General features: G+C 65.1%; 19 protein-coding genes and 1 pseudogene. 10 read left to right on the plus strand and 10 right to left on the minus strand.

Annotated features, from left to right (window positions below; all coding sequences use genetic code 11):
• Window positions 1-23: 23 nt before the first annotated feature.
• From I6F38_RS16435 to I6F38_RS16475, 9 genes and pseudogenes are all read right to left on the minus strand, one after another.
• Window positions 24-611 (minus strand): annotated as a pseudogene (locus I6F38_RS16435) (TonB-dependent receptor plug domain-containing protein); the annotation flags it as partial.
• A gap of 300 nt (window positions 612-911) precedes the next feature.
• Window positions 912-1,973, minus strand: a complete 1,062-nt coding sequence (locus tag I6F38_RS16440; RefSeq protein WP_225161064.1) for a hypothetical protein — start codon at window positions 1,971-1,973, stop codon at window positions 912-914.
• A 183-nt stretch (window positions 1,974-2,156) separates the two neighbouring features.
• On the minus strand, window positions 2,157-3,326 hold the full coding sequence (locus I6F38_RS16445; RefSeq protein WP_225161065.1) for a mandelate racemase/muconate lactonizing enzyme family protein: 1,170 nt from the start codon (window positions 3,324-3,326) through the stop codon (window positions 2,157-2,159).
• 135 nt (window positions 3,327-3,461) lie between these two features.
• Window positions 3,462-3,728: a DUF3297 family protein gene (locus I6F38_RS16450; protein WP_225161066.1), complete on the minus strand. Its 267-nt coding sequence runs from the start codon at window positions 3,726-3,728 to the stop codon at window positions 3,462-3,464.
• Window positions 3,725-4,201 carry a glutathione peroxidase gene (locus tag I6F38_RS16455; RefSeq protein WP_168856944.1) on the minus strand — a complete coding sequence of 159 codons (477 nt, stop codon included), beginning with the start codon at window positions 4,199-4,201 and terminating at the stop codon, window positions 3,725-3,727. Before I6F38_RS16455 ends, I6F38_RS16450 begins: the two co-directional genes overlap by 4 nt.
• A 1-nt stretch (window position 4,202) precedes the next feature.
• Window positions 4,203-5,594, minus strand: coding sequence for an amidase family protein (locus I6F38_RS16460; protein WP_225161067.1), 1,392 nt, complete (start codon window positions 5,592-5,594; stop codon window positions 4,203-4,205).
• Between the two features lie 71 nt (window positions 5,595-5,665).
• Window positions 5,666-6,235: a c-type cytochrome gene (locus I6F38_RS16465; RefSeq protein ID WP_225161068.1), complete on the minus strand. Its 570-nt coding sequence runs from the start codon at window positions 6,233-6,235 to the stop codon at window positions 5,666-5,668.
• A 148-nt stretch (window positions 6,236-6,383) separates the two neighbouring features.
• Window positions 6,384-7,655 (minus strand): PQQ-dependent sugar dehydrogenase, encoded by a 1,272-nt coding sequence (locus tag I6F38_RS16470; RefSeq protein ID WP_225161069.1) that lies wholly within the window; start codon window positions 7,653-7,655, stop codon window positions 6,384-6,386.
• Window positions 7,656-7,821: 166 nt separating this feature from the next.
• A complete protein-coding gene (locus I6F38_RS16475) occupies window positions 7,822-8,079 on the minus strand; it encodes a hypothetical protein (RefSeq protein WP_028332662.1) in 258 nt (85 codons plus the stop codon).
• A gap of 324 nt (window positions 8,080-8,403) precedes the next feature.
• On the opposite strand from I6F38_RS16475, the gene pqqA reads away from it, so the two are divergent.
• The 6 genes from pqqA to pip all read left to right on the plus strand — a co-directional run bounded on the left by pqqA (window position 8,404) and on the right by pip (window position 12,870).
• Window positions 8,404-8,484, plus strand: coding sequence for a pyrroloquinoline quinone precursor peptide PqqA (gene pqqA / locus I6F38_RS16480; protein ID WP_035635412.1), 81 nt, complete (start codon window positions 8,404-8,406; stop codon window positions 8,482-8,484).
• A 159-nt stretch (window positions 8,485-8,643) separates the two neighbouring features.
• Window positions 8,644-9,573: a pyrroloquinoline quinone biosynthesis protein PqqB gene (gene pqqB, locus I6F38_RS16485; RefSeq protein WP_225161070.1), complete on the plus strand. Its 930-nt coding sequence runs from the start codon at window positions 8,644-8,646 to the stop codon at window positions 9,571-9,573.
• A 20-nt stretch (window positions 9,574-9,593) separates the two neighbouring features.
• Window positions 9,594-10,349, plus strand: coding sequence for a pyrroloquinoline-quinone synthase PqqC (pqqC, locus tag I6F38_RS16490; protein ID WP_028342422.1), 756 nt, complete (start codon window positions 9,594-9,596; stop codon window positions 10,347-10,349).
• Between the two features lie 10 nt (window positions 10,350-10,359).
• Window positions 10,360-10,668: a pyrroloquinoline quinone biosynthesis peptide chaperone PqqD gene (gene pqqD / locus I6F38_RS16495; RefSeq protein ID WP_225161071.1), complete on the plus strand. Its 309-nt coding sequence runs from the start codon at window positions 10,360-10,362 to the stop codon at window positions 10,666-10,668.
• Window positions 10,665-11,909, plus strand: coding sequence for a pyrroloquinoline quinone biosynthesis protein PqqE (gene pqqE / locus I6F38_RS16500; RefSeq protein WP_225161072.1), 1,245 nt, complete (start codon window positions 10,665-10,667; stop codon window positions 11,907-11,909). The genes pqqD and pqqE overlap by 4 nt, the downstream gene beginning before the upstream one ends.
• Window positions 11,899-12,870 carry a prolyl aminopeptidase gene (gene pip / locus I6F38_RS16505; RefSeq protein WP_225161073.1) on the plus strand — a complete coding sequence of 324 codons (972 nt, stop codon included), beginning with the start codon at window positions 11,899-11,901 and terminating at the stop codon, window positions 12,868-12,870. The genes pqqE and pip overlap by 11 nt, the downstream gene beginning before the upstream one ends.
• 167 nt (window positions 12,871-13,037) lie before the next feature.
• Here pip and I6F38_RS16510 read toward each other — a convergent pair whose 3' ends face one another.
• A complete protein-coding gene (locus I6F38_RS16510; RefSeq protein ID WP_225161074.1) occupies window positions 13,038-15,422 on the minus strand; it encodes a caspase family protein in 2,385 nt (794 codons plus the stop codon).
• Between the two features lie 184 nt (window positions 15,423-15,606).
• Between I6F38_RS16510 and I6F38_RS16515 the strand changes: the two genes are divergently transcribed.
• The 4 genes from I6F38_RS16515 (at window position 15,607) to I6F38_RS16530 (ending at window position 21,236) form a co-directional block, all read left to right on the plus strand.
• Window positions 15,607-16,278, plus strand: a complete 672-nt coding sequence (locus tag I6F38_RS16515; protein WP_225161075.1) for a DUF4286 family protein — start codon at window positions 15,607-15,609, stop codon at window positions 16,276-16,278.
• Between the two features lie 289 nt (window positions 16,279-16,567).
• On the plus strand, window positions 16,568-18,367 hold the full coding sequence (locus I6F38_RS16520) for an FAD-dependent oxidoreductase (RefSeq protein ID WP_225161076.1): 1,800 nt from the start codon (window positions 16,568-16,570) through the stop codon (window positions 18,365-18,367).
• On the plus strand, window positions 18,337-20,184 hold the full coding sequence (locus I6F38_RS16525; protein WP_176937027.1) for a 2-oxoacid:acceptor oxidoreductase subunit alpha: 1,848 nt from the start codon (window positions 18,337-18,339) through the stop codon (window positions 20,182-20,184). The genes I6F38_RS16520 and I6F38_RS16525 overlap by 31 nt, the downstream gene beginning before the upstream one ends.
• Window positions 20,181-21,236 (plus strand): 2-oxoacid:ferredoxin oxidoreductase subunit beta, encoded by a 1,056-nt coding sequence (locus I6F38_RS16530; RefSeq protein ID WP_028332672.1) that lies wholly within the window; start codon window positions 20,181-20,183, stop codon window positions 21,234-21,236. The genes I6F38_RS16525 and I6F38_RS16530 overlap by 4 nt, the downstream gene beginning before the upstream one ends.
• Window positions 21,237-21,304: the final 68 nt, after the last annotated feature.

A 21,304-nucleotide genomic window follows, 5' to 3' on the forward strand; every position in this document is an offset into this window, starting at 1 on the left:
GGTCCCTTCAGCACCTCGATGCTCTGGGCGTTGTACATGTCGCGGAAATACTGCACGTCGTCCCGAAAGCCGTTGACGAAGAAGTTGGCGCTGGAATCGACGCCGCGGATCACGAGCTCGTCGCGATTGCCCTCGCCCTGGTGCACGGCAACGCCGGGGACATAGCGGGTGACATCGGTGAGGCCCTGATAGTTCTGGTCGCGAATCTGCTCCCGCGTGATCACGTTGAGCGATTGCGGGATGTTGACGATCGCGGTGTTGGTCCTGGTCGCAACCGACGTGCTGTTGGTGAAATAGCCTGACGTGCCGGTGCGGGCGTCCTGCGATTCCGCGAAGGGTTTTGCCACGGGCGCGGGCGCGATCCGCCGTGCCGTCTGGGTGCGGCGGCCTCGTGCTGCGGCGGTGTTACGCGATGTCGACGGTGCGTTGCGGCGGCGTTGCGTGGCCGGCGCGGTGACCGTCACCGGCGGCAGCGACGAGGCGCCGGCCTGCGACGGCGCCGATTGCGCCTGTACGGCAGACGTTGCGAGCGGAACGCTCAGCGCGAGATAGCTCGCCGTGAGCAGCGCAAGCAAGACAGTGCGACGATGGGCTTGTGTTCTTGATGTCATGACGTCGTCCCCAAGCAACTCTCGCCTTCGCTGAAGGCGATGCGCCGTCCTCTAGAGAGGTGAGGCGCTGTGCGTCCAGACGACGGGCGCGAGAAAATTTTTGCGTGACGACGGAATAAAATCGCGACGAATGGACGCGGATACACCTCGCGGCGAGCGCAGGGTTGGAAAAGTCAAGGATGCGAATGGTTTCTGTCGGCTTCCGGATTTGCGCCCGGAAACGAAGAGCGGCGCTTGCGCGCCGCACTTCTTGTAGCGATTCCAGATTGTAGCGGTTCTAAAACGATCAGGACGTCGCGGTCATGCGTTTGCGGACCGCGGCCGCAACCCCGCCGGCAGATGCGCATCGATCCAGCCGGTGATCGCACGCTCGTTGCGATGGTAGAGCAGGCCTGCGGCGATCACGGCAATGCCGATCAGCGACAGCGAGAACGGAAACCACAGCGAGTCCTTGAAGACGACGTCGGCGAGATGGCCGAGATAGAGGCAGATGCCGAACGCGCCGAACACCGCATAGGCGCGCCGCATCAGGATCACGGCGATCACGATCAGGCCGACATTGAGCAGGCAGTACACCGCCTTGCTCAATTCGGTTGAGCCTTCGGACGCGCTAATTCCGCCCCAGAACGCCATCAGGCCGAACAGATGCAGCCAGAACGCAAAGTCGCCGTTGCGGCTGCGATAGTCCACGATCCAGGCGACCGCGAGCACGGCAAGCCCGAACCAGATCGATACCCTGCGGCGCATCTCGAAATCGGCGTGAGCCATGCCGCTGAACCACGGCGCCAGGTCCATCGACATGAACCACAGCGCGACCGAGATGATCGCGACGATGAAAGCGAAGCGGTAGTAGCGCAGCGCGACGATGCCGGCGGCGACGGTCGCGATCTCCATGAAGATCCAGCTGCCCTTCACCCAGACGTAGAAGTCCTGCACGGTTCCCGGCTTGCCGAACTTGCCCCACCAGCCAAGCTCGTCCTGGATGCCGTAGGCCGCGAGCGGCGCCATCGAGACCGCGATCGCGATCAGCAGGCCGCCGGGAACCCGCAGATTCTTGTCGTGCCAGAGGTGGTGACCCGCCACGCTGAACCCGACCGCGTAGGCGATCGCGCAGGCCGTGAGCGCCCGGCCGCCCATCTGGGTGAAGGCCAGGGTCGAGAACAGGCCCATGGCACCGATCACGATGAGCGCGCCGGCGTACCAGAGCACATGCGCGGCATCGAATTTGGCGGCGGGACTTGCATCGCCCGCCGAACCCTGCCCGGCGCTGCTCGCCAGGAAAGCGAGCAACCGTTCCAGATCGGCCGGGCTGATCACTCCGGCATTTGCAGCGTCTCGGAGATCCTTGGCTGAATATGGCATGCAGCTATCCTCACGGCCGATTTTCGCGCCTGCTCCCGATCATCCCGGACAAAGACGCCCTGTTCTCATGAGTATATCCGGAAATGAGCAACGTTCAATAATTTTTTGAGCATCGCTCATAATGTTTTGCGAGCAAGCTCGTGCCCACCCCGCGCCCGGCAGATCGGCAGTCGCTGGCCGGACTTAGTCCGCCAGTGCCTTCATCTCCCTGTAGAGATCGGATTTGCCCTCGAAGCCGATGCCGGGAAGGTCGGGCATCACGATGTGGCCACCCTCTACGCGCACGCCGTCCGGGAACCCGCCATAGGGCTGGAACAGGTCGGGGTAGCTCTCATTGCCGCCCAGGCCGAGGCCGGCAGCGATGTTGAGCGACATCTGGTGGCCGCCATGCGGGATGCAGCGGTTCGGCGACCAGCCGTGGGTCTTCAGCACCTCGAGCGTGCGCTGATACTCGCAGAGCCCGTAGGACAGCGCGCAATCGAATTGCAGCCAGTCGCGGTCCGGCCGCATGCCGCCGTAGCGGATCAGGTTCCGCGCATCCTGGTGGCTGAACAGGTTCTCGCCGGTCGCCATCGCCCCCGGATAGAACTCGGCCAGCGCGGCCTGCAGCGCGTAGTCGAGCGGGTCGCCGGCCTCCTCGTACCAGAACAGCGGATACTCACGCAGCATCTTGGCGTAGGCGATCGCGGTCTCCAGATCGAAGCGACCGTTGGCGTCGACCGCAAGCCGCGCCGCGCTGCCGATCTCCTTCAGCACCGCCTCGATGCGCTCGCGGTCCTCGGCAAGCGGCGCACCGCCGATCTTCATCTTCACGACGTTGTAGCCGCGGTCGAGATAGCCACGCATCTCCTTGCGCAGCGCGCCGAGGTCCTTGCCAGGATAGTAATAGCCGCCGGCGGCGTAGACGAAGACGCGCGGATTGGCTGATAGCCCGTGGCGCTCGGCGAGCAGCCGGAACAGCGGCTTGCCCGCGATCTTCGCCACCGCATCCCACACCGCCATGTCGATGGTGCCGACCGCGACCGAGCGCTCGCCATGGCCGCCCGGCTTCTCGTTCGACATCAGCGTCGACCAGACCTTGTCCGGATCGAGATTGCCGCCATCGGCATCGAGCAGCGATTTCGGATCGGCTTCCTTGAGGCGCGGCGCAAAGCGCTCGCGGATCAGACCGCCCTGCCCGTAACGGCCGTTGGAATTGAAGCCGTAACCGACCACCCGCTTGCCGTCGCGCACCACGTCGGTGACCACGGCCACCAGGCTCGAGGTCATCTTGGTGAAGTCGATATAGGCGTTGCGGATCGGCGAGGAGATCGGCTTGGTCACCTCGCGGACGTCGACGATACGGACGGACATGGGGAGCTTTCTAAGTTAGGTTTGCCGTCCTCTCATCGTCATTGCGAGGAGCGAAGCGACGAAGCAATTCATTTCTCAACGAGCGGAGACGTGGATTGCTTCGCTTCGCTCGCAATGACGGCAGAGGAAGTGGCTTCAGGACTTCGTCTTATCCCGGAAATACGGCTCGACCGGCCCGTGCACCTTGATGGTCAGCGGATTGCCGTAACGGTCCTTGGCATTACCGGCGGTGACGCGGACCCAGCCTTCGCTGATGCAGTACTCCTCGACATTGGTCTTCTCGACACCCTTGAATCGGATGCCGACATCGCGGGCGAGAATATCCGCATTGTAGTACGGGCTGTTCGGATCGACCGAGAGGCGGTCGGGGAATTGGTCGTTGGTGTCGTTGTCGTCGCTCATAGCAGCGCCTCGATATCCTTCCTCAATCCTTCGGGCCGGGCGGTCGGCGCATGCCGCGCCACGACCTTGCCGGCGCGATCGACCAGGAACTTGGTGAAGTTCCATTTGATCGCGGGCCCGAGCAGGCCCGACTTCTCACGTTTCAGGTGTTCGTACAATGGATGCGCACCTGAGCCATTGACGTCGATCTTGGCGAACATCGGAAACGTCACGGCGTAGTTGGTCTCGCAGAACGCGGCGATCTGCTTCGCATCGCCCGGCTCCTGCGCGCCGAACTGGTTGCAGGGGAAGCCGAGCACGGCAAAGCCGCGCGCCGAGAGGCCGGCGTGCAGCTCCTGCAGGCCCTTGTATTGCGGCGTGAACCCGCAGGCGCTCGCCGTGTTCACGATCAAGAGCACCTGGCCCTCGAACCGCTGCAGCGGCACGTCGTCGCCGGCGAGCGACTTGGCGGTGAAATCGTAAACGGTCGCCATCTCAACTGACCGGATCGATCGGAGACGACGGCGTGCCGCCGGCCTCGACCGCTTCACCAGCGGCAAGACAGAGATCCTCGCGGTAGCGTCCGGCCACCAGTTGCACGCCGACCGGGATCCGTCCCACGAGACCGGTGGAGACCACGAGCCCGGGAAGCCCCATGAACGGGATCGCAATCTGCGGCAGCTGCGCGTGCCACACCCGCGCGAACGACGCCTCGTCCTTGCGGTCGAGATGGTCGGGGAACGGTAGCTCGCCGGACACCGGCATAAGCAGCACCGGATATTTCTCGAAGAAGGCGAACCATTCGCGCGTCAGGGTCGCGCGGCGGGTCAGCGCCTGCGACAGGTCGAACGGATGCACCCGGGCGCGGACGCCGCGCAGGCAGGCCAGTGCGCCGGGATCGCCCTCGCGCTCGGCGAAGGCGAGCTGGGCCTCGTAGCCGTCGCCGAGCCAGAGCCGGGTCTGGATCTCGGCCGCCTCGCGCAAGGACGGCGTGTTTGCAATTTCCTCGACGATCCAGCCGGCCTTCTGCAAGCGCTTGCCGGCATCGGCCACCGCGGCGATCACTTCGGGCACCGGATCGAGACCATCCGGATTGAGGCACATCGCAACGCGCTTCTCGCGCGGCGGCCCCTCGAGCGGCACCGGCGCGTACCAGGGGTCGCGATAGTCCGGCGCCGACATCGCCGCGAGCGAGATGCGCAGATCGTTGACGGTGCGCGCCAGCGGGCCCGACACCGCGCTGATCTGCGGGCCGATCGGCCGCTCCGGCAAGGCCGAATTGAAGGCCGGGATGCGGCCCATGCTCGGCCGCAGGCCGTGCACGCCGCAGGCATAGGCCGGATAGCGCACCGAGCCGGCGATATCGGTGCCGTGAGCGATGTGGCCGATGCCGGCCGCGACCGCCGAACCCGCGCCGCCGGACGAGCCGCCCGGGGTGATGCCGGGATCGCGCGGGTTCTTGGTGTCGCCGTGAATGAGGTTGGTGGTGAACCAGCGATAGGAGACCGCCGGACAATTGGTGCGGCCGAGCAGCACCGCGCCGGCCTTGCGCAGATTGGCGACCACCGGGTTGTCGACCCTGGCGATGACGTCGCGCTGCGCCTTCAGCCCGTTGGTGGTGGCGTAGCCCTCCTGGTCGACATTGACCTTGATGGTGATTGGCACGCCGGCGAGCGGCCCGACCGCCTCGCCGCGCGCAATGGCCGCATCGACCTTGGCGGCCTGCGCCAGCACGTCGTCCGGCCGGTGATCGACCACCGCGTTGAGCTTCGGGTTGACCGCGTCGAGCCGGGCGAGCCCCGCCTCCGCCGCCTCCTTCGCCGACACCTTCTTCGATTTGATGAGGCTGGCGAGCTCGGCCGCCGACAGACGCCAAATATCCTGCATGTGCAACTCCGTGTGACGCTGCGTTTTAGCGCCGCGCGGAGAACATGGCCAGCGGTCCGCCGCCTGATGTTTCAGCGGACGTGCGCAATGTAATAGGCAAGGTCGCCGATCTGCTCCTTGGTGACCGTCTGCATCACGTCGGCCATGGTGGCGTCATAGCCGTGGCGGCTGTTGTCCTTGTATTCGGCCAGCGTCTTGGCGAGGTAGTCCTCGCGCTGGTTGGCGATGCGCGGGACATTCTCCTTGCCGGAGAAATCGGTGTTGTGGCAGCTGTTGCAGCGGTTCTGCTGCGCCAGCGCCTGGCCCCGCGCCATCCGCGCGGGATCGCCGGCGTCAGCGGGCGGCGTGGGCTTCGGCAGGGTCGCGATGAAATCCGAGAAGCTGCGCAAATCGTCGTCGGTCAGCGGCTTCGCCATCTCGTTCATGGGGTCGAACACCCGCAGCTTCTCGCGGAACATGAAAAGCTGGATCAGCGCATAGGGCGCTGTCTGGCCGCCGAGCGACGGCGTGTTCTCGGTTTCCGACGTGCCATGCTCGCCATGGCAGGCAAAGCACGCCGCGGCACGCTCCTGGATGGTCTCGGCATTTGCGGACACGGCGACGGAGGCGAGTGCCAGGACCGCAATGATCGTTTTGTGCATTGGCCTCTCCTGGCATGTTCCGTCATTGCGAGGAGCTCGCGACAAAATTGCAAGGCAATTTTGCGCTGAAGCGACGAAGCAATCCATATCGCCGCGAGGGCAGAATGGATTGCTTCGCTCGCAATGACGGTGACTGAGCTACTTCAACTTACTGATTGGCGACCTTCGGCTTGCCGTAACTGACGCGATAGACCGCGCCGTTCCAGTCGTCGGAGACCAGCAGCGAGCCGTCCTTCAGCAGCATCACGTCGACCGGGCGGCCGACATACTTGTTGTCCTCGAGGAAGCCGGTCAGGAACGGCTCCATCGACTTCACGGTGCCGTCCTTGTTCAGCCTGACGGCGACCACGTCACCACCCTGCTTCTGCGACTTGTTCCAGGAGCCGTGACGCGCGACGAAGATCACGTTCTTGTAGGTCTTCGGGAACATGCTGCCGGTGTAGAAGCGCATGCCGAGCGACGCGGTATGCGGGCCCATCAGGCCGGCCGGCGCGGTGTAGTCCTTGCAGGTCTTGCCCCAGCCGAGCTCCTGGTCGATGATGTTGCCCTGGTAGCAGTACGGCGCGCCGAAATCCTCGCCCGCCTTGGTGATGCGGTTGAGCTCGTCTTCCGGCACCGTCTCCGACAGCCAGTCGCGGCCGTTGTCGGTGAAGTACATCTGCTTGTTCTCGGGATTCCAGTCGAAGCCGACCGTGTTGCGCACGCCGAGCGCGTAGACCTCGGCGCCGGAGCCATCGAGATTCATGCGGCGGATCTGGCCGTGGTCGGCGTCATGCAGCACGTTGTTGCCGGGCTGTCCGACCGGAACATAAAGCTTGTTGTCGGGACCGACGGCGATGAACTTCCAGCCATGCGCCTCGTCCTTCGGCAGCTTGTCGTAGATGACGGTGGGCTTCGGCGGGTTGTCCAGATTGTCCTCGATCTTGTCGATCTTGGAGACCTTCGAGAGCTCGGCGATGTAGAGCGTGCCGTCCTTGAAGGCGACGCCGTTCGGACGATAGAGACCGGAGGCGATCACCTTGACCGAGCGCTTGCCGTCCTTGTTGATGATCGCATAGACCTTGTCGACCAGCCGGCTGCCGACGAACACCGTGCCCTTGTCGCCGAGCGCCAGCGAGCGCGCATTGGCCATGCCGGCCGCATAGACCTCGACATTGAAGCCGGCCGGCACCTTGAGCTTGGCGAGCGGCAGCTTGTCGGGCGCGGACGGCAGCGGCGGCGGCGCCACCGGCGCGAGCTTGGCGGCGGCCTCATTGTCCGGACGCCCGATCAAGGGCGAGCCAGGCGGCAGCGGCTGGGCGGCGGGGGCGGCACCTGCCGCTGGCGCGGCCGGCTGTTGCGCCGCAGCAGAGAGCGTGAACGCCCCGAGCATGGCCCCCGCGAGCAGCAAGCTGCGCGGTGCGAACGAGTGTTTTTTCATGAAGATCTCCCCTGGGTGGAAGCCGTTGTTGGTTGCGCCATTGACGTCGCCCGGCGCGGTTCGGCTTTCCGTTCATAGTCTTGCGAATTTGTCCGGACAATTGCAATCGGAAACATGCTGGCATCGGCCAACGCATGGTTGTGGCCGCGCGGCGGGCCAGCGCGTGTCAGTGCCGTGTCATCGAACGGTCCGGGCGATCGAGAATCGCCTCGGTGAATGGAAATTCCAGCACGACCTCGCCCTCGTCGTCGGTCACCTCGATCACGGCGCTGAGCAGTGCGCCATCGGCGCCCTCGGTCTTGAGCAGTTCGCGAATCATCGCGCGCGCCATTTCCCACGCACGATCCGGGTCCCGCAGGATTTCGCCGTCGGGATCGGAGATCAGCTCGTCGCCGATACGGGTGTTGAAGAAATAGCGTGGCATCGGCTGAACTCGGCTCGGTTAGTCGCCTCCCGTCACGGGGAAGCATGGATCGCCACCGGGACCTTCGGAGGACCGCGGGCTGCTGTTTACTTATTCCAACATCACCATTCACCGTGTGGCGAACAACAGGAAAAAGGTCTGATGCCACGGGCTTTTGACGGGAAACGCGCGCACAAATTTGTGAGTGGGTAAGATTTGCTTGCCGCAGTGCAGCATGCCCTTCGAGGCGGCACCTTACAGAAAATTTAACTGGCGAACTTTTCCAACCACAGTAGTTTACTCTGCAGGGCGGAAAGTTCGTCCGGTTGCAACAAGGAGAGCCAAATGGCCTGGAAAGCACCGAAGATCGTGGAAGTGTCGGTCGGCATGGAAATCAACATGTATATGTGCGCAACCCGCAAGTAAGCGGCAGCGCCCCATACACGTTTAGCGTTTTAGCGCAGGTGGACATCCGGGCGTAACGCGCTCCCGAGCAAGGGAGTGTGTTTCAAATCCGGAGTCCACCTCGTAACGTTTCTGGGTCCAACAAACTTCTCCAGGCCAAGCTTCTCCAGGGGACGGATCATGCTTCGTGTCGTCGTCCTGGGTGCCGCGGCCGGTGGCGGCGTTCCGCAGTGGAACTGCGGCTGTGCCGTCTGCAGGACGGCGCGAAGCGACCATCCCGAGTTGCGGAGCACGCAAGCCTCGATCGCCGTCAGCGGCGATGGCGTGCACTGGTTCCTGGTCAATGCATCCCCGGATCTGCGCCAGCAGTTGATTGCCACGCCACAGCTGCATCCGAAGCACGGCGCACTGCGCCACAGCCCGATCGCGGGCGTCATCCTCACCAATGGCGAGATCGACGCGGTCGCCGGGCTGCTGTCGATGCGCGAAGGTTCGCCATTTGCGATCTACGCGCATGAGCGGGTGCTCGCGATCCTGCGCGCGAACAGCATCTTCAACGTGCTCAGCGACAAGAACGTCGACCGCCGGCCGATCGCGGTCGATCAGGCCTTCGAACCGGCCCTGCCCGACGGATCGCCGTCCGGGCTTGAGGTGCTGCCGTTTGAGGTTCCCGGCAAGGGCGCGTGGTATCTTGAGGGCAAGGCGCATCCGGCGGGCGCCGACGGCGTCGGCGATACGCTCGGCCTGCGTATTGCGGACCGGCGCAGCGGCAAATATTTCTATTTCCTGGCCGCCTGCGCACGGGTGACTGACGACCTGAAATCGCGGCTCAAGGGCGCCCCGCTGGTGTTTTTCGACGGCACGGTGTGGCGCGACGACGAACTGATCGCGGCGGGCCTTGGCAACAAGACCGGCCAGGGCATGGGCCATATCGCGATGTCGGGCGATCAGGGTGCGATCGAAAGCCTCGCCGGGCTCGACATCGGACGAAAAGTGTTTTTGCATATCAACAATTCCAACCCGGCGCTGCTTGGGACCTCGGCCGAACGCAAGGCGGCCGAACAGGCGGGCTGGCAGATTCCCTCCGACGGAACGGAGATCGTACTGTGAATGTCGTGCCTACCACCGGAATGACCGCGCTCTCGATCGGCAAGGGCATCACGCTCGACAGTGCCGAGGAGATGGAGGCGACGCTGCGCACGATCGGTGCCACGCGCTATCACAGCCTGCACCCGTTCCACCGCTTGCTGCACGGCGGCAAGCTCAACAAGGGCCAGGTCCAGGCTTGGGCGCTGAACCGCTATTACTACCAGAGCACGATCCCGCTGAAGGACGCGATGGTGATCTCGCGCTTCCGCGACCGCAACACAAGGATCGAATGGCGTCACCGCATCGAGGATCACGACGGCGATCTCGGCAATGAAGGCGGCATCGAGCGCTGGCTGAAGCTGACCGAAGGCCTCGGCCTCGATACGGCTTACGTGGAGTCAACCGAAGGCATTCTGCCGGCGACGCGCTTTGCGGTCGAAGCCTATGTGCATTTCTGCCGCGATCGCACGCCGCTGGAGGCGATCGCCTCCTCGCTCACCGAATTGTTCGCACCGAACCTGCACGAGGAGCGCATCTCGGGGATGCTGAAGCACTACGACTTCGTCAACCCCGACATCATGAGCTATTTCAGCCGCCGCCTGACCCAGGCACCGCGCGACGCCGGCTTTGCGCTTGATTATGTCAAGCAGCACGCCAGGACGCCGGCGGAGCGCGAGGCGGTGTGCAATGCGCTGATCTTCAAGACCAACGTGCTGTGGGTGCAGCTCGACGCGCTGTATCATGCCTATGTCGACGGCCAGATTCCGCCCGGCGCCTTCGTGCCGAAAACAGGTTAGAGACAACATCATGGCCAGCCGCAACATCAGTGTCAGCGAGACCAGCCGGCCGAATCTGCCGCGCCACACCAAGCTGAAATTCGACGAGACGCGGCAGGTCTGGGTGATCCTGGCGCCGGAGCGCGTGCTGGCACCGGACGACATCGCGGTCGAGGTGCTGCAGCTGTGTGACGGCATGCGCAGCGTCGCCGAGATGGTGGACCAGCTCGCGGAAAAATACGCCGCCCCACGCGAGGCGATCGCGACCGATGTGGTCGCGATGCTGCAGGATCTGGCCGACAAGGGTTTTCTCACCGAAGCGCGCGAGAGCACAGCATGAGTGACACGCTCGCCGACAACAAGACGACAGCGCCGGGCCCGAGCGCAGCCCCAAGTGATGGGCTCGCCGTGCTGGAGAGCCGCCGCTCGGCGGCCGAGACCCACGGCATTCCCCTTGCGGTGCTGCTCGAGATCACCCACCGCTGCCCGCTGCAATGCCCCTACTGCTCGAACCCGGTCGAGCTCGACCGCGGCTCGACCGAGCTCACCACCGAGGAATGGAAGAAGGTGCTGAGCGAGCTTGCCGAGCTCGGCGTGCTGCAGATCCATTTCTCCGGCGGCGAGCCGACCGCGCGCAAGGACATCGTCGAGCTGGTGCAGCACGCGACCGATGTCGGGCTCTATTCCAACCTGATCACTTCGGCCGTGCTGCTGACCAGGGACAAGCTTTCGGCGCTGGCCGACGCCGGCCTCAGCCATGTGCAGATCAGTTTTCAGGGCAACGAGCCCAACGTCGCCGACCGCGTGGCCGGGCTGAAGGACGCGCACAGAAAGAAGCTCGAGGTCGCGAAATGGACGCGCGAGCTCGAATTGCCGCTCACGGTGAATGCGGTGATGCACCGGCAGAACCTGCATCAGCTGCCCGACATCATCCAGATGGCGGTCGACCTCGACGCCGACCGGCTCGAGGTCGCCAACGTGCAGTATTACGGCTGGGCGCTGAAGAACCGCGCCGCGCTGATGCCGACGATCGAGCAAATCGAGGAGACCAGTCGCATCGTCGAGGAAGCCCAAATGCGCCTGAAGGGCACGCTCGCGATCGACTATGTTGTTCCCGACTACTACGCGCTGCGGCCGAAGAAATGCATGGGTGGCTGGGGCCGCCAGTTCTTCAACATCTCGCCGGCCGGCAAGGTGCTGCCGTGCCACGCCGCCGAGAGCATCACCGGGCTCGAATTCGAATCGGTGCGCTCGAATCATTCGATCGCCTGGATCTGGCAGAACTCGGAGGCCTTCAACCGCTATCGCGGCACCGGCTGGATGCCGGAGCCGTGCAAGAGTTGCGAATTCCGCGAGGTCGATTACGGCGGCTGCCGCTGCCAGGCCTTTGCGTTGACCGGCGATGCCGGCAACACCGACCCGGCCTGCGCGCTGTCGCCGCGACACGAGGAGATCTTCAAGCAGGCCGAGCGGGAATCCGCCGGCACGCAGAACCGCTTCCTGTATCGCAACTTCGCCGGCGGCACGTTGGAGACGGACGCCCCCCGGAACGAATCCCAGGACAAGCGCAATGGCGCCTGACGCCGACGTCGGCAAGGCCGCGAGGCGTGCCGATCCCTTTGCGCCGCTGACGTCGGAATGGCTCGACGTCGGCGATGGCCACGATCTCCATGTCGAGAGCGTCGGGCGCGAGGGCGGCATTCCCGCGGTCTATCTGCATGGCGGCCCCGGCAGCGGCTGTCAGCCCGATCATCGCCGGCTGTTCGATCCCGAGCGCTTTCACGCCGTGCTGTTCGACCAGCGCGGCTGCGGCCGCAGCCGGCCGAAGGGCAGCCGCGACAACAACACGACGCAGCACCTGATCGCGGACATGGAGAAGATCCGCGAGCGCTTCGGCTTCGCGCGCTGGATGGTGGTCGGCGGCTCCTGGGGCGCGACGCTGGCGCTGGCTTATGCGCAGGCCCACCCTGAGCGGGTCAGCGGGCTGGTGCTCCGCGCGACGTTTCTCGGCACAGCGGAGGAATTGGACGACGTTTTCCTGCGCGCCTTGCCGCGCTTCTATCCCGCCCTCCATGAGGACTTCCTCAACTTCCTGCCCGAGAGCGAGCGCGCAGCACCGCTTGCGGCCTATTATCGCCGTATCCTCGATCCCGACGCCGCCGTGCATGCGCCGGCCGCGCGCGCCTGGCACGACACCGAACGCGCGTTGTCGGAGCACACGCCGAAGCAGACGCGGCTCGACCTCAAGGCCTCGGGCGCCCTGCCCTCGACGCCGTTCATGGAGGCGCACTACTTCGCCAACAATTGCTTCATGCGGCCGCACCAGTTGATGAGTGAGGCCGGCAGGCTCGCCGGCATTCCCGGCATCCTGGTGCAGGGCCGTTACGATCTGTTGTGCCCGCCCGCAACATCGCACGCGCTCGCCGCGCGCTGGCCGGGCAGCGAGGTCCGCATCATCGATGGCGCCGGCCATATCCTCTACGATCCCGGCATCCGCAACGCCGTGATGAAGGCGATCGCTGACCTCGCGGCCAAGCGCTAGAGCGTTTTCGAGCGAAGTGGGCACCGGTTCGCGTGAAGAAAACGCGTCAAAACAAGAATCTAGAGCTTCGGTTCTGATTCAATCAGAACCGAAAATGCTCTAGGCCGCCGCGGAATACCCTCGACATCAGGAGCCGGTGAAGAGTTCGACCGGCTCCCTTGCTTCCCTCAATGTTTGCACTTGCCGGGAGGACATGCCGGCGCTGCGCGTGGCGCGGCCGCGGGCCTTGGCGGCGCCGCCATCCGCGGTGGCGGCGCCGCGTGTTGCACCTGCATCGCCGGCCGTGGCGGCGGCGCGGCGCGCGGAGCCGGTGCCGGCGCCGGCGCCGGACGCGGCGGCAAAGCCGCAGCACGAGGTGGCGGGGCAACCGGCCGCGGCGGCGGAGCCGCAGCCCGCACTGGCGGAGCTACGGCATGGACTGGCGGAGCTGCCGCATGCGCCGGCGCGGGCCGGGAGACCGGCGCCGGCGACACCGCCGCGCGCGCGGGTGCCGGGCGCGCGGCCGGCGTCGGCCGTGTCGACATCGCGCGGTTCGCCGGTGACGGCGCCGCCGAGGGCTTGACGTTTGCGGTCGGAGCGGTCGCCGCATGCGGGAGCGGTTGAGCACCTGGCTTGCCGGCGGCCGCGGGTGAGGCGGGCGCGTTTGTCGCCGGCGCGACACCGGGCTTGGCCGGAGGAGCAGGCTGCGCATTGGCAGGCGCCATGGCAGTCGCCGGCTTGCCCGGCACCACCGTATTCGGCTTTGCCCCCGGTTGCGCGGCGCCGGGTTGTGCGGCTCCCGGCGGCACAGCGCCATGCTGCATGGCGTTGGCCGGTGCGGTCGCCGACTGCGGCAGCGGGGGTCCATTTTTCGCGCCCGGCAGGGTATGCGCACCCGGTGTGCCCGGCGCGCCCATCGCATTCGGAGCGGCGGCGGCATTGGGAGTGGCAGCAGCGTTCGGTGCCGCGGCAGCGTTTGGTGCGGCGCGCGGAGCTCCCATCGCCGCACCTTGCGCGGGCGTCACGCCTTGCGGAGCGCCCGGCAGATTGGCGCGTTGCATCGCCGCGGCCGGCAGTCGCGGTGCCGCCGTCACCGGCGCGCCGCTCATCGCCGCCGTCACCCCGGCCGCATGCAGCTGCGCCGGCGTCGGGTTGGGATTGTTGATGACGGTGTTGATGACAGTGGTGTTGTGGATGTTGTTGAACACGATGTTGTTCTGCGGCGGCGCGACATAGGCCGGTGCGGCGACATAGGCCGGCATCGCCACGAACATCGGCGTCGGCAGCACGTACAGGCCGATCGGCGGCGGCGGTGGCGGCAGCACGACGAAGTCCGGCGGCGGCGGCGGCAGGAAGACCACCGGCGGCGGCGGAGGCGGCGCGAAGTCGAACACCGGATCGCTGTAGTACAGCACCGGACGGTCTACATAGACGACCTCGTCGGGCGGCGGCGGCGGCACGTCGTAGTCGAGCGCCGTGAACTGCGGCGGCGGCTCGAGCGCGGCCGACAGATAGGTGAGCCGGCGCCTTGCGTCGTAGGCATGCGGCCCGCGTGAATAACGCCGCAGGTACGACCAGTACGCATCAGGCGTGTCGGCATTGTAGGTGCGCCGCCAGGTGATGGCCTCGCGCCGCGCCGCCACGATCGCGCGCACGCGCTTGGCCAGCGGATCGCTCGGATAGGCCTGCAGGTAATCCTCGTAGCCCTGCAGCGTGTCGCGCTCCAGCGCCGCGGCGTAGGCATCCTGCGCCGAGAAATCGCGGATCGGCTTGGTGCGCAGCCCGGCATCGACCTGCTGCGGCGGCGCGTCCGGCTTGCGCTCGAAGAACATGAAGGGCGCGTCGACCTTGTGCGCATCCCACGGGATCTCGGCGCCCTTGGTCATCTCGTTGACGCGCAGGCGAACGCGGTCGAACACCTCGGGCAAGGTCAGGCCGCCGGTGCGGATCATTTCCGCCAGCGCTTGCGCATAAGGCCCGTAGGGCGGCGCACCGTCAGGGGCGACGGTGCCGGGCGCCGAGTTGAAGCCGATCAGCATCTTTGGATCGGGATCGACCAGCGCAAGACCGCCGGCCAGCGGCTGGCCTTCCTTGGCGAAGGGATTGCTGCGCGCCGCATCGAGCACGATCACGCCGGCCTTGATCGGCAGCGCCGAGAGCTGATGGCTGTAGTCGGAGATGCGGATCGCCTCGACCGGCACGTCGGTGTCGCGGGCAATCTTGGCGTCGACCGGCACGAAATAGTTCTCGCCGGTGAGCTGCACGCCGTAGCCGGCGAGATACACGAAAGCGACGGTGTTGGGCCCTGCCTCCTGCACCTTCTGGATGAAATCGCGGAACGATTTGCGCAGCGTCTCGCCGTCGAGATCGCGCGCGCCGATCACGTCGAATCCGGCGGCCTGCAAGGTCTGCGCGATCAGGCCGGCGTCGTTCGCGGCGGTTTGCAACGCGCCGGCCTCATAGGCGCCGTTGCCGACGACAAGTGCGAGACGCTTTTCCTGATCCTGCGCATGCACGGGAAGCGAGGCGAGCGACACCAGACCGACGATCAATGCCCACAGAATGCGTGCCATGGTGGTCGTCCCTTTTCTTCTCGAGAGTTGGCGTAACGAATGAAATGCTACCTCTGTGAACCGGTGCTGAACAGCATTGCAGCAATTGTGGCAATCCTTGGTCTGTGGTGACGGGAACCGGCTTCCCTGGTTTGCGCGATCAGGCGATATTGCGCGGATAAAACAGGCAAAAAAGGAGCACTCGATGCCAATCGCCGGACAAGGCATGCTGCTGACCTCGATGGATATCGACAGCTTGCACGAAGCTGAATTCAATCGCTGGTACGACCGTGAGCATCTCGAGGAACGGGTCGCCATCGACGGCTTCCTGGAAGCCCGCCGCTACGTCGCCCATGACGGCAAGCCGAAATATCTCAGCCTCTACTCGACCGCGACCTTCGATGTGCTCGAGAGCCCGGCCTATCGCAAGGCGCTCGCCAACCAGACCGACTGGTCGAAGGCCAATATCGCGCGCTTTCAGAACATGATCCGCGGGATCGCGCGCATCACGATCAGCCGCGGCGTCGGCAGAGGTGCAGCGCTCGGCATCATCCGCCTGCGCCCGCCCGCCGAAGGCGCGGACAAACTTCGCGCTGCATTGCGGGAGCAACTCGATCCAGCTTCGCGCGACGGCATCATCTCGATGCACCTTCTGGAGAACGACCCTGATCTGTCGAAACCGCTCACGCCGGATGCGGCGAAACCCGATCCCGGGGCCGGCGACTGGTTCGTGCTGATCGACGCCACCGACGTCGGCGCGATCCCCGCAGCGGCCGCAGGCATCACCGGCAATGCAGCCTTGAAGCCGCTCGTGGTCACCAGCGGCGTCTACAGGCTGTTGTGGGATATCGCGAAGAGCGACCTTCCGCGCGAGTAAGCCTGATCCGGAAGCGTGCGAAGCGCTTTCCCGAAAAACATCTTCTCAAGCAAACGTGGCAGTGCAGATCATGCTGCACCGCCACATAACGCAATCGAGATTAACGCTACACGCGCATCAGCCGCGCGAAAGCTGATGATCGGACAATTTAGCCTTTGCCTTCTCTGGAACGGCTCTAATAAGATAAGCCTATGATCCAATTCAAAAACCAGAACAACGCCACGTGAGCGTTCGTCGTCAACGATAAGGCCGCGCGGGTCTGGCATTTTCGCGCGGGTCAAAGGTAGGAATGAAACCGACTGATATCTCGGCGCCTGATTACTTCCACAAAGTAGTCGATTGCCAATGGGCCTGTCCCGCACACACCCCTGTTCCCGAGTACATCCGGTTGATTGCTGAGGGGCGTTACAGCGACGCCTACATGATCAATTGGAAGTCCAACGTGTTCCCCGGCATTCTCGGGCGCACCTGCGACCGTCCATGCGAGCCGGCATGCCGCCGCGGCCGGGTTGAGGACAATCCGGTCGCGATCTGCCGCCTGAAGCGCGTTGCCGCCGACTTCAAGGACGACATCAAGCATCGGCTGCCGAAGCCCGGGCCGAAGAACGGCAAGCGCATCGCGCTGGTCGGTGGCGGCCCTGCCTCGCTCACCGTGGCGCGCGATCTCGCGCCGCTCGGCTATCACTGCACCGTGTTCGACGGCGATCCCAAGGCCGGCGGCATGATGCGCAGCCAGATTCCGAAATTCCGCCTGCCCGACAGCGTGATCGACGAGGAGACCGACTACATCCTGAACCTCGGTGTCGAGTTCAGGGGTGGTCAGCGCGTCGACAGCCTGAAGCAGTTGCTCGCCGAGAACTATGACGCGATCTTTGTCGGCTCTGGCGCGCCGCGGGGCCGCGAGCTCGACATCCCCGGCCGCAAGGAGGGCGCCGCCAACATCCATATCGGCATCGAGTGGCTGGCCAACGTGTCGTTCGGCCACGTCGACAAGATCGGCCGCCGCGTCATCGTGCTCGGCGGCGGCAACACGGCGATGGATTGCTGCCGCACCGCGCGCCGCCTTGGCGGCGAAAGCGTCAAGGTGATTGTCCGCTCCGGCTTCGAGGAAATGAAGGCCTCGCCGTGGGAGAAGGAAGACGCGCTTCACGAGGACATCCCGATCCTGAACTACATGGTGCCGGTGGCGTTCAAGCATGTGGCCGGCAAGCTGATCGGCGTTACCTTCCAGAAGGTGAAGGCGGAGTACGACGCCACGGGCCGCCGCAATCTGGTGCCCTCGGGCGAGCCTGACGAGACCGTGCCCTGCGACGATGTGCTCGTTGCGGTCGGCCAGGAGAACGCGTTCCCCTGGATCGAAGCCGATTGCGGCATCGAATTCGACAAGTGGCACATGCCGAAGGTCGATCCCAAGACGTTCGTCTCGACCAATCCGAAGGTGTTCTTCGGCGGCGATGCGGCGTTCGGGCCGAAGAACATCATCTGGGCGGTGGCGCATGGCCACGACGCCGCGCTTTCCATTCACCGATTGCTGTCCGGCGAGGACATCAACGAGCGCCCGCTGCCCGAGGTGAACGTCTCCTCGCAGAAGATGGGCATCCACGAGTGGAGCTACGACAACGACATCTCCGCCGACAAACGCTTCAAGGTGCCGCATCGCGACAAGGTGGTCGCGCTGAAGGACATCCGCGCCGAGGTCGAGCTCGGTTACGACCTCAAGCTCGCGCTCGGCGAGGCGCAGCGCTGCCTGAATTGCGACGTGCAGACGGTGTTTTCCGCGCCGCTCTGCATCGAGTGCGACGCCTGCGTCGACATCTGTCCGATGGACTGCATCAGCTTCACCGAGAACGGTGAGGAGGATGATTTGCGGCAGCGGCTGAAAGCGCCCTCGCCGCATCACGACCAGGCGCTCTACGTCTCCGGCGACCTCAAGACCGGCCGCGTCATGGTGAAGGACGAAGACGTCTGCCTGCATTGCGGGCTGTGTGCCGAGCGCTGCCCGACCGGCGCCTGGGACATGCAGAAGTACCTCATCGATATGGTTCAAGCGGGATCAACATGTCAGTCCAAAGCCCGATCAGCAGCGTAAACGACTTCGTCGTCCGCTTCGCCAACGTCAACGGTTCGGGCTCGGCTTCCGCCAACGAACTGTTCGCGCGCTCGATTCTGCGCCACGGCGTTCCGGTCTCGCCACGCAACATCTTCCCGTCCAACATCCAGGGCTTGCCGACCTGGTATGAGGTGCGCGTCACCGAGGACGGCCATCTCGGCGCCCGCGGCGGGGTCGACTTGATGGTGGCGATGAACCCGCAGACCTGGGACAAGGACGTCGCCTCGATCGAGCCCGGCGGCTATCTGTTCTACGATTCGACCAAGCCGATGCCGTCGTCGAAATTCCGCGAGGACATCACCGTCATCGGCGTGCCGCTGACCGCGATCACCAACTCGACCTACACCGATCCCAGGCAGCGCCAGCTGTTCAAGAACATCATCTATCTCGGCGCGCTCTGTGCCCTGCTCGACCTCGATCCCAAGCTGGTCGAGCAGCTGATCGGCGAGCAGTACAAGGGCAAGGAGAAGCTGCTCTCCTCGAACGTCCATGCGCTGCATCTCGGCCGCGACTGGGCGCTGCAGAACCTGAAATGCCCGGTCGGGCTGCGGGTGAAGAAGTCCGACAAGGTCGGCGACCGCATCTTCGTCGAAGGCAACAGTGCGGCCGCGCTCGGCGCCGTCTATGGCGGTGCCACCGTGTGCGCGTGGTATCCGATCACGCCGTCATCGTCGGTGGCGGAAGCCTTCACCAGCCACTGCAAGAAGTACCGCCACGATCCCGAGACCGGCAAGGCGAAATACGCCATCGTGCAGGGCGAGGACGAACTCGCCTCGATCGGCATCGTGATCGGCGCCTCCTGGAACGGCGCACGGGCCTTCACCGCGACCTCGGGTCCCGGCATCTCGCTGATGACCGAGTTCATCGGCCTGTCCTATTTCGCCGAGATCCCGGCCGTGATCATGAACATCCAGCGCGCCGGCCCCTCGACGGGCATGCCGACCCGCACCCAGCAATGCGACGTGATCGCCTGCGCCTATGCCTCGCACGGCGACACCAAGCACGTGCTGCTGTTCCCGGAGGATCCGGCGGAGGCGTTCGAGTTCGCCGCAGCCGCCTTCGACCTCGCCGAGCGGCTGCAGACCACGATCTTCCTGATGCTCGATCTCGACATCGGCATGAACCACCGGCTGTGCCGGCCGCTGAAGTGGGACGACGCGAAGCAATACGACCGCGGCAAGGTGATGACGGCGGAGATGCTCGAGGAAGGCCGCGACTTCGGCCGCTATCTCGACGTCGACGGCGACGGCATCCCCTATCGCACCTATCCCGGCACGCATCCGACCAAGGGCTCCTATTTCACCCGCGGCACCTCGCGCGACCGCTACGCGCGCTATTCCGAGGAAGGCGCGGTCTACGCCGACAACATGCAGCGCCTGGTGCGCAAGTTCGAGACCGCGCAGGACATGGTGCCGCGGCCGCTGCAGGCCAATGCGGCGAAGCCCACCAAATACGGCGTGATCTATTTCGGCTCGACCTCACCCGCGATGGACGAGGCGATCGGGATCCTGGAGGCGCGCGGCCATCAGCTCGACCGCATGCGCATCCGCGCCTTCCCGTTCCACTCCAGCGTCGCGAGCTTCATCGCCGACCACGACTTCGTCTACGTGGTCGAGCAGAACCGCGACGCGCAGCTCCGCCAGCTGATCGTCAACGAGAACGGCATCGACCCCGTCAGGCTGGTGCCGATCCTGCACTATGACGGCACGCCGATCACCGCGCGCTTCATCGCGGGCGCGATCGGCGACCACCAGGATCATCTCAAGGTGACCCCTCTCCGCAAGGCCGTGACATGACCTACATTGCAAAGCCGAAGTTTCATCATCCCGGCCTGAAGAAGAACGAGCTGGGCTATACCCACCGCGACTACGAGGGGAAGATCTCGACGCTGTGCGCCGGCTGCGGCCACGATTCGATCACCGCATCGATCATCGAGGCCTGCTACGAGCTCTCGATCGAGCCGCACCGGGTGGCGAAGATTTCCGGCATCGGCTGCTCGTCGAAGACGCCGGACTATTTCCTCGGCAATTCGCACGGCTTCAACTCGGTGCACGGCCGCATGCCGTCGGTGCTGACCGGCGCCAACCTCGCCAACCGCGACCTGATCTATCTCGGCGTCTCCGGCGACGGCGATTCCGCCTCGATCGGCTTCGGCCAGTTCGCGCATTCGATCCGGCGCGCCGTCAACATGACCTACATCGTCGAGAACAACGGCGTGTACGGCCTGACCAAGGGCCAGTTCTCGGCCACCGCGGACCGCGGCTCGAAGTCGAAAAAGGGGGTCACCAACACCGACAATGCGATCGACCTGGTCGCGATCGCGCTGCAACTCGGCGCCACCTTCGTGGCGCGCAGCTTCTCCGGCGACAAGACCCAGCTGGTGCCGCTGATCGCGGCTGCAATCCGCCACAAGGGGGCGTCCTTCATCGACGTGATCAGCCCCTGCATCGCCTTCAACAACCACGCCGGCTCGACCAAGAGTTTCGACTATGTCCGCGAGCACAATGACGCGGTGAACCGCCTCGACGTGCTGGTCGGCCGCGATCCGATCAGCGTCGACTATGCGCCGGGCACCGTGCAGGTGGTCGAGCAGCATGACGGCTCCAGGCTGGCGCTGCGCAAGCTCGACGCCGACTACGATCCGCATGATCGTCTGGGCGCGATGACCTTCCTGCAGAAGCACGCGGCCAAGGGCCAGATCGTCACTGGCCTGCTCTATGTCGATCCGGATGCCGAGGATCTGCACACCCATCTCGACACCGTCGAGACGCCGCTCAACACGCTCGACGAACAAGCGCTGTGCCCGGGTTCAGCCGTGCTGGACAAGATCAACGCCAGCCTGCGCTGAGCAGTGGCAGCACACTCCGTGTCGTCCCTGCCCCCGTGCGCAATTGCGCACTAGGCAGGGACGACAGC

The organism is Bradyrhizobium sp. BRP56 (assembly GCF_020194035.1).
Lineage (GTDB): Bacteria > Pseudomonadota > Alphaproteobacteria > Rhizobiales > Xanthobacteraceae > Bradyrhizobium > Bradyrhizobium australafricanum.

Coding starts and splice junctions, on each gene's coding strand:
- pqqD (WP_225161071.1), top strand. CDS start 10,360: ATGGCCAGCCGCAACATCAGTGTCAGCGAGACCAGCCGGCCGAATCTG.
- I6F38_RS16470 (WP_225161069.1), bottom strand. CDS start 7,655: ATGAAAAAACACTCGTTCGCACCGCGCAGCTTGCTGCTCGCGGGGGCC.
- I6F38_RS16475 (WP_028332662.1), bottom strand. CDS start 8,079: ATGCCACGCTATTTCTTCAACACCCGTATCGGCGACGAGCTGATCTCC.
- I6F38_RS16515 (WP_225161075.1), top strand. CDS start 15,607: ATGCCAATCGCCGGACAAGGCATGCTGCTGACCTCGATGGATATCGAC.
- I6F38_RS16450 (WP_225161066.1), bottom strand. CDS start 3,728: ATGAGCGACGACAACGACACCAACGACCAATTCCCCGACCGCCTCTCG.
- pqqA (WP_035635412.1), top strand. CDS start 8,404: ATGGCCTGGAAAGCACCGAAGATCGTGGAAGTGTCGGTCGGCATGGAA.
- I6F38_RS16520 (WP_225161076.1), top strand. CDS start 16,568: ATGAAACCGACTGATATCTCGGCGCCTGATTACTTCCACAAAGTAGTC.
- I6F38_RS16460 (WP_225161067.1), bottom strand. CDS start 5,594: ATGCAGGATATTTGGCGTCTGTCGGCGGCCGAGCTCGCCAGCCTCATC.
- I6F38_RS16510 (WP_225161074.1), bottom strand. CDS start 15,422: ATGGCACGCATTCTGTGGGCATTGATCGTCGGTCTGGTGTCGCTCGCC.
- I6F38_RS16445 (WP_225161065.1), bottom strand. CDS start 3,326: ATGTCCGTCCGTATCGTCGACGTCCGCGAGGTGACCAAGCCGATCTCC.
- I6F38_RS16440 (WP_225161064.1), bottom strand. CDS start 1,973: ATGCCATATTCAGCCAAGGATCTCCGAGACGCTGCAAATGCCGGAGTG.
- pip (WP_225161073.1), top strand. CDS start 11,899: ATGGCGCCTGACGCCGACGTCGGCAAGGCCGCGAGGCGTGCCGATCCC.
- I6F38_RS16465 (WP_225161068.1), bottom strand. CDS start 6,235: ATGCACAAAACGATCATTGCGGTCCTGGCACTCGCCTCCGTCGCCGTG.
- pqqC (WP_028342422.1), top strand. CDS start 9,594: ATGACCGCGCTCTCGATCGGCAAGGGCATCACGCTCGACAGTGCCGAG.
- pqqE (WP_225161072.1), top strand. CDS start 10,665: ATGAGTGACACGCTCGCCGACAACAAGACGACAGCGCCGGGCCCGAGC.
- I6F38_RS16525 (WP_176937027.1), top strand. CDS start 18,337: ATGTCAGTCCAAAGCCCGATCAGCAGCGTAAACGACTTCGTCGTCCGC.
- I6F38_RS16455 (WP_168856944.1), bottom strand. CDS start 4,201: ATGGCGACCGTTTACGATTTCACCGCCAAGTCGCTCGCCGGCGACGAC.
- pqqB (WP_225161070.1), top strand. CDS start 8,644: ATGCTTCGTGTCGTCGTCCTGGGTGCCGCGGCCGGTGGCGGCGTTCCG.
- I6F38_RS16530 (WP_028332672.1), top strand. CDS start 20,181: ATGACCTACATTGCAAAGCCGAAGTTTCATCATCCCGGCCTGAAGAAG.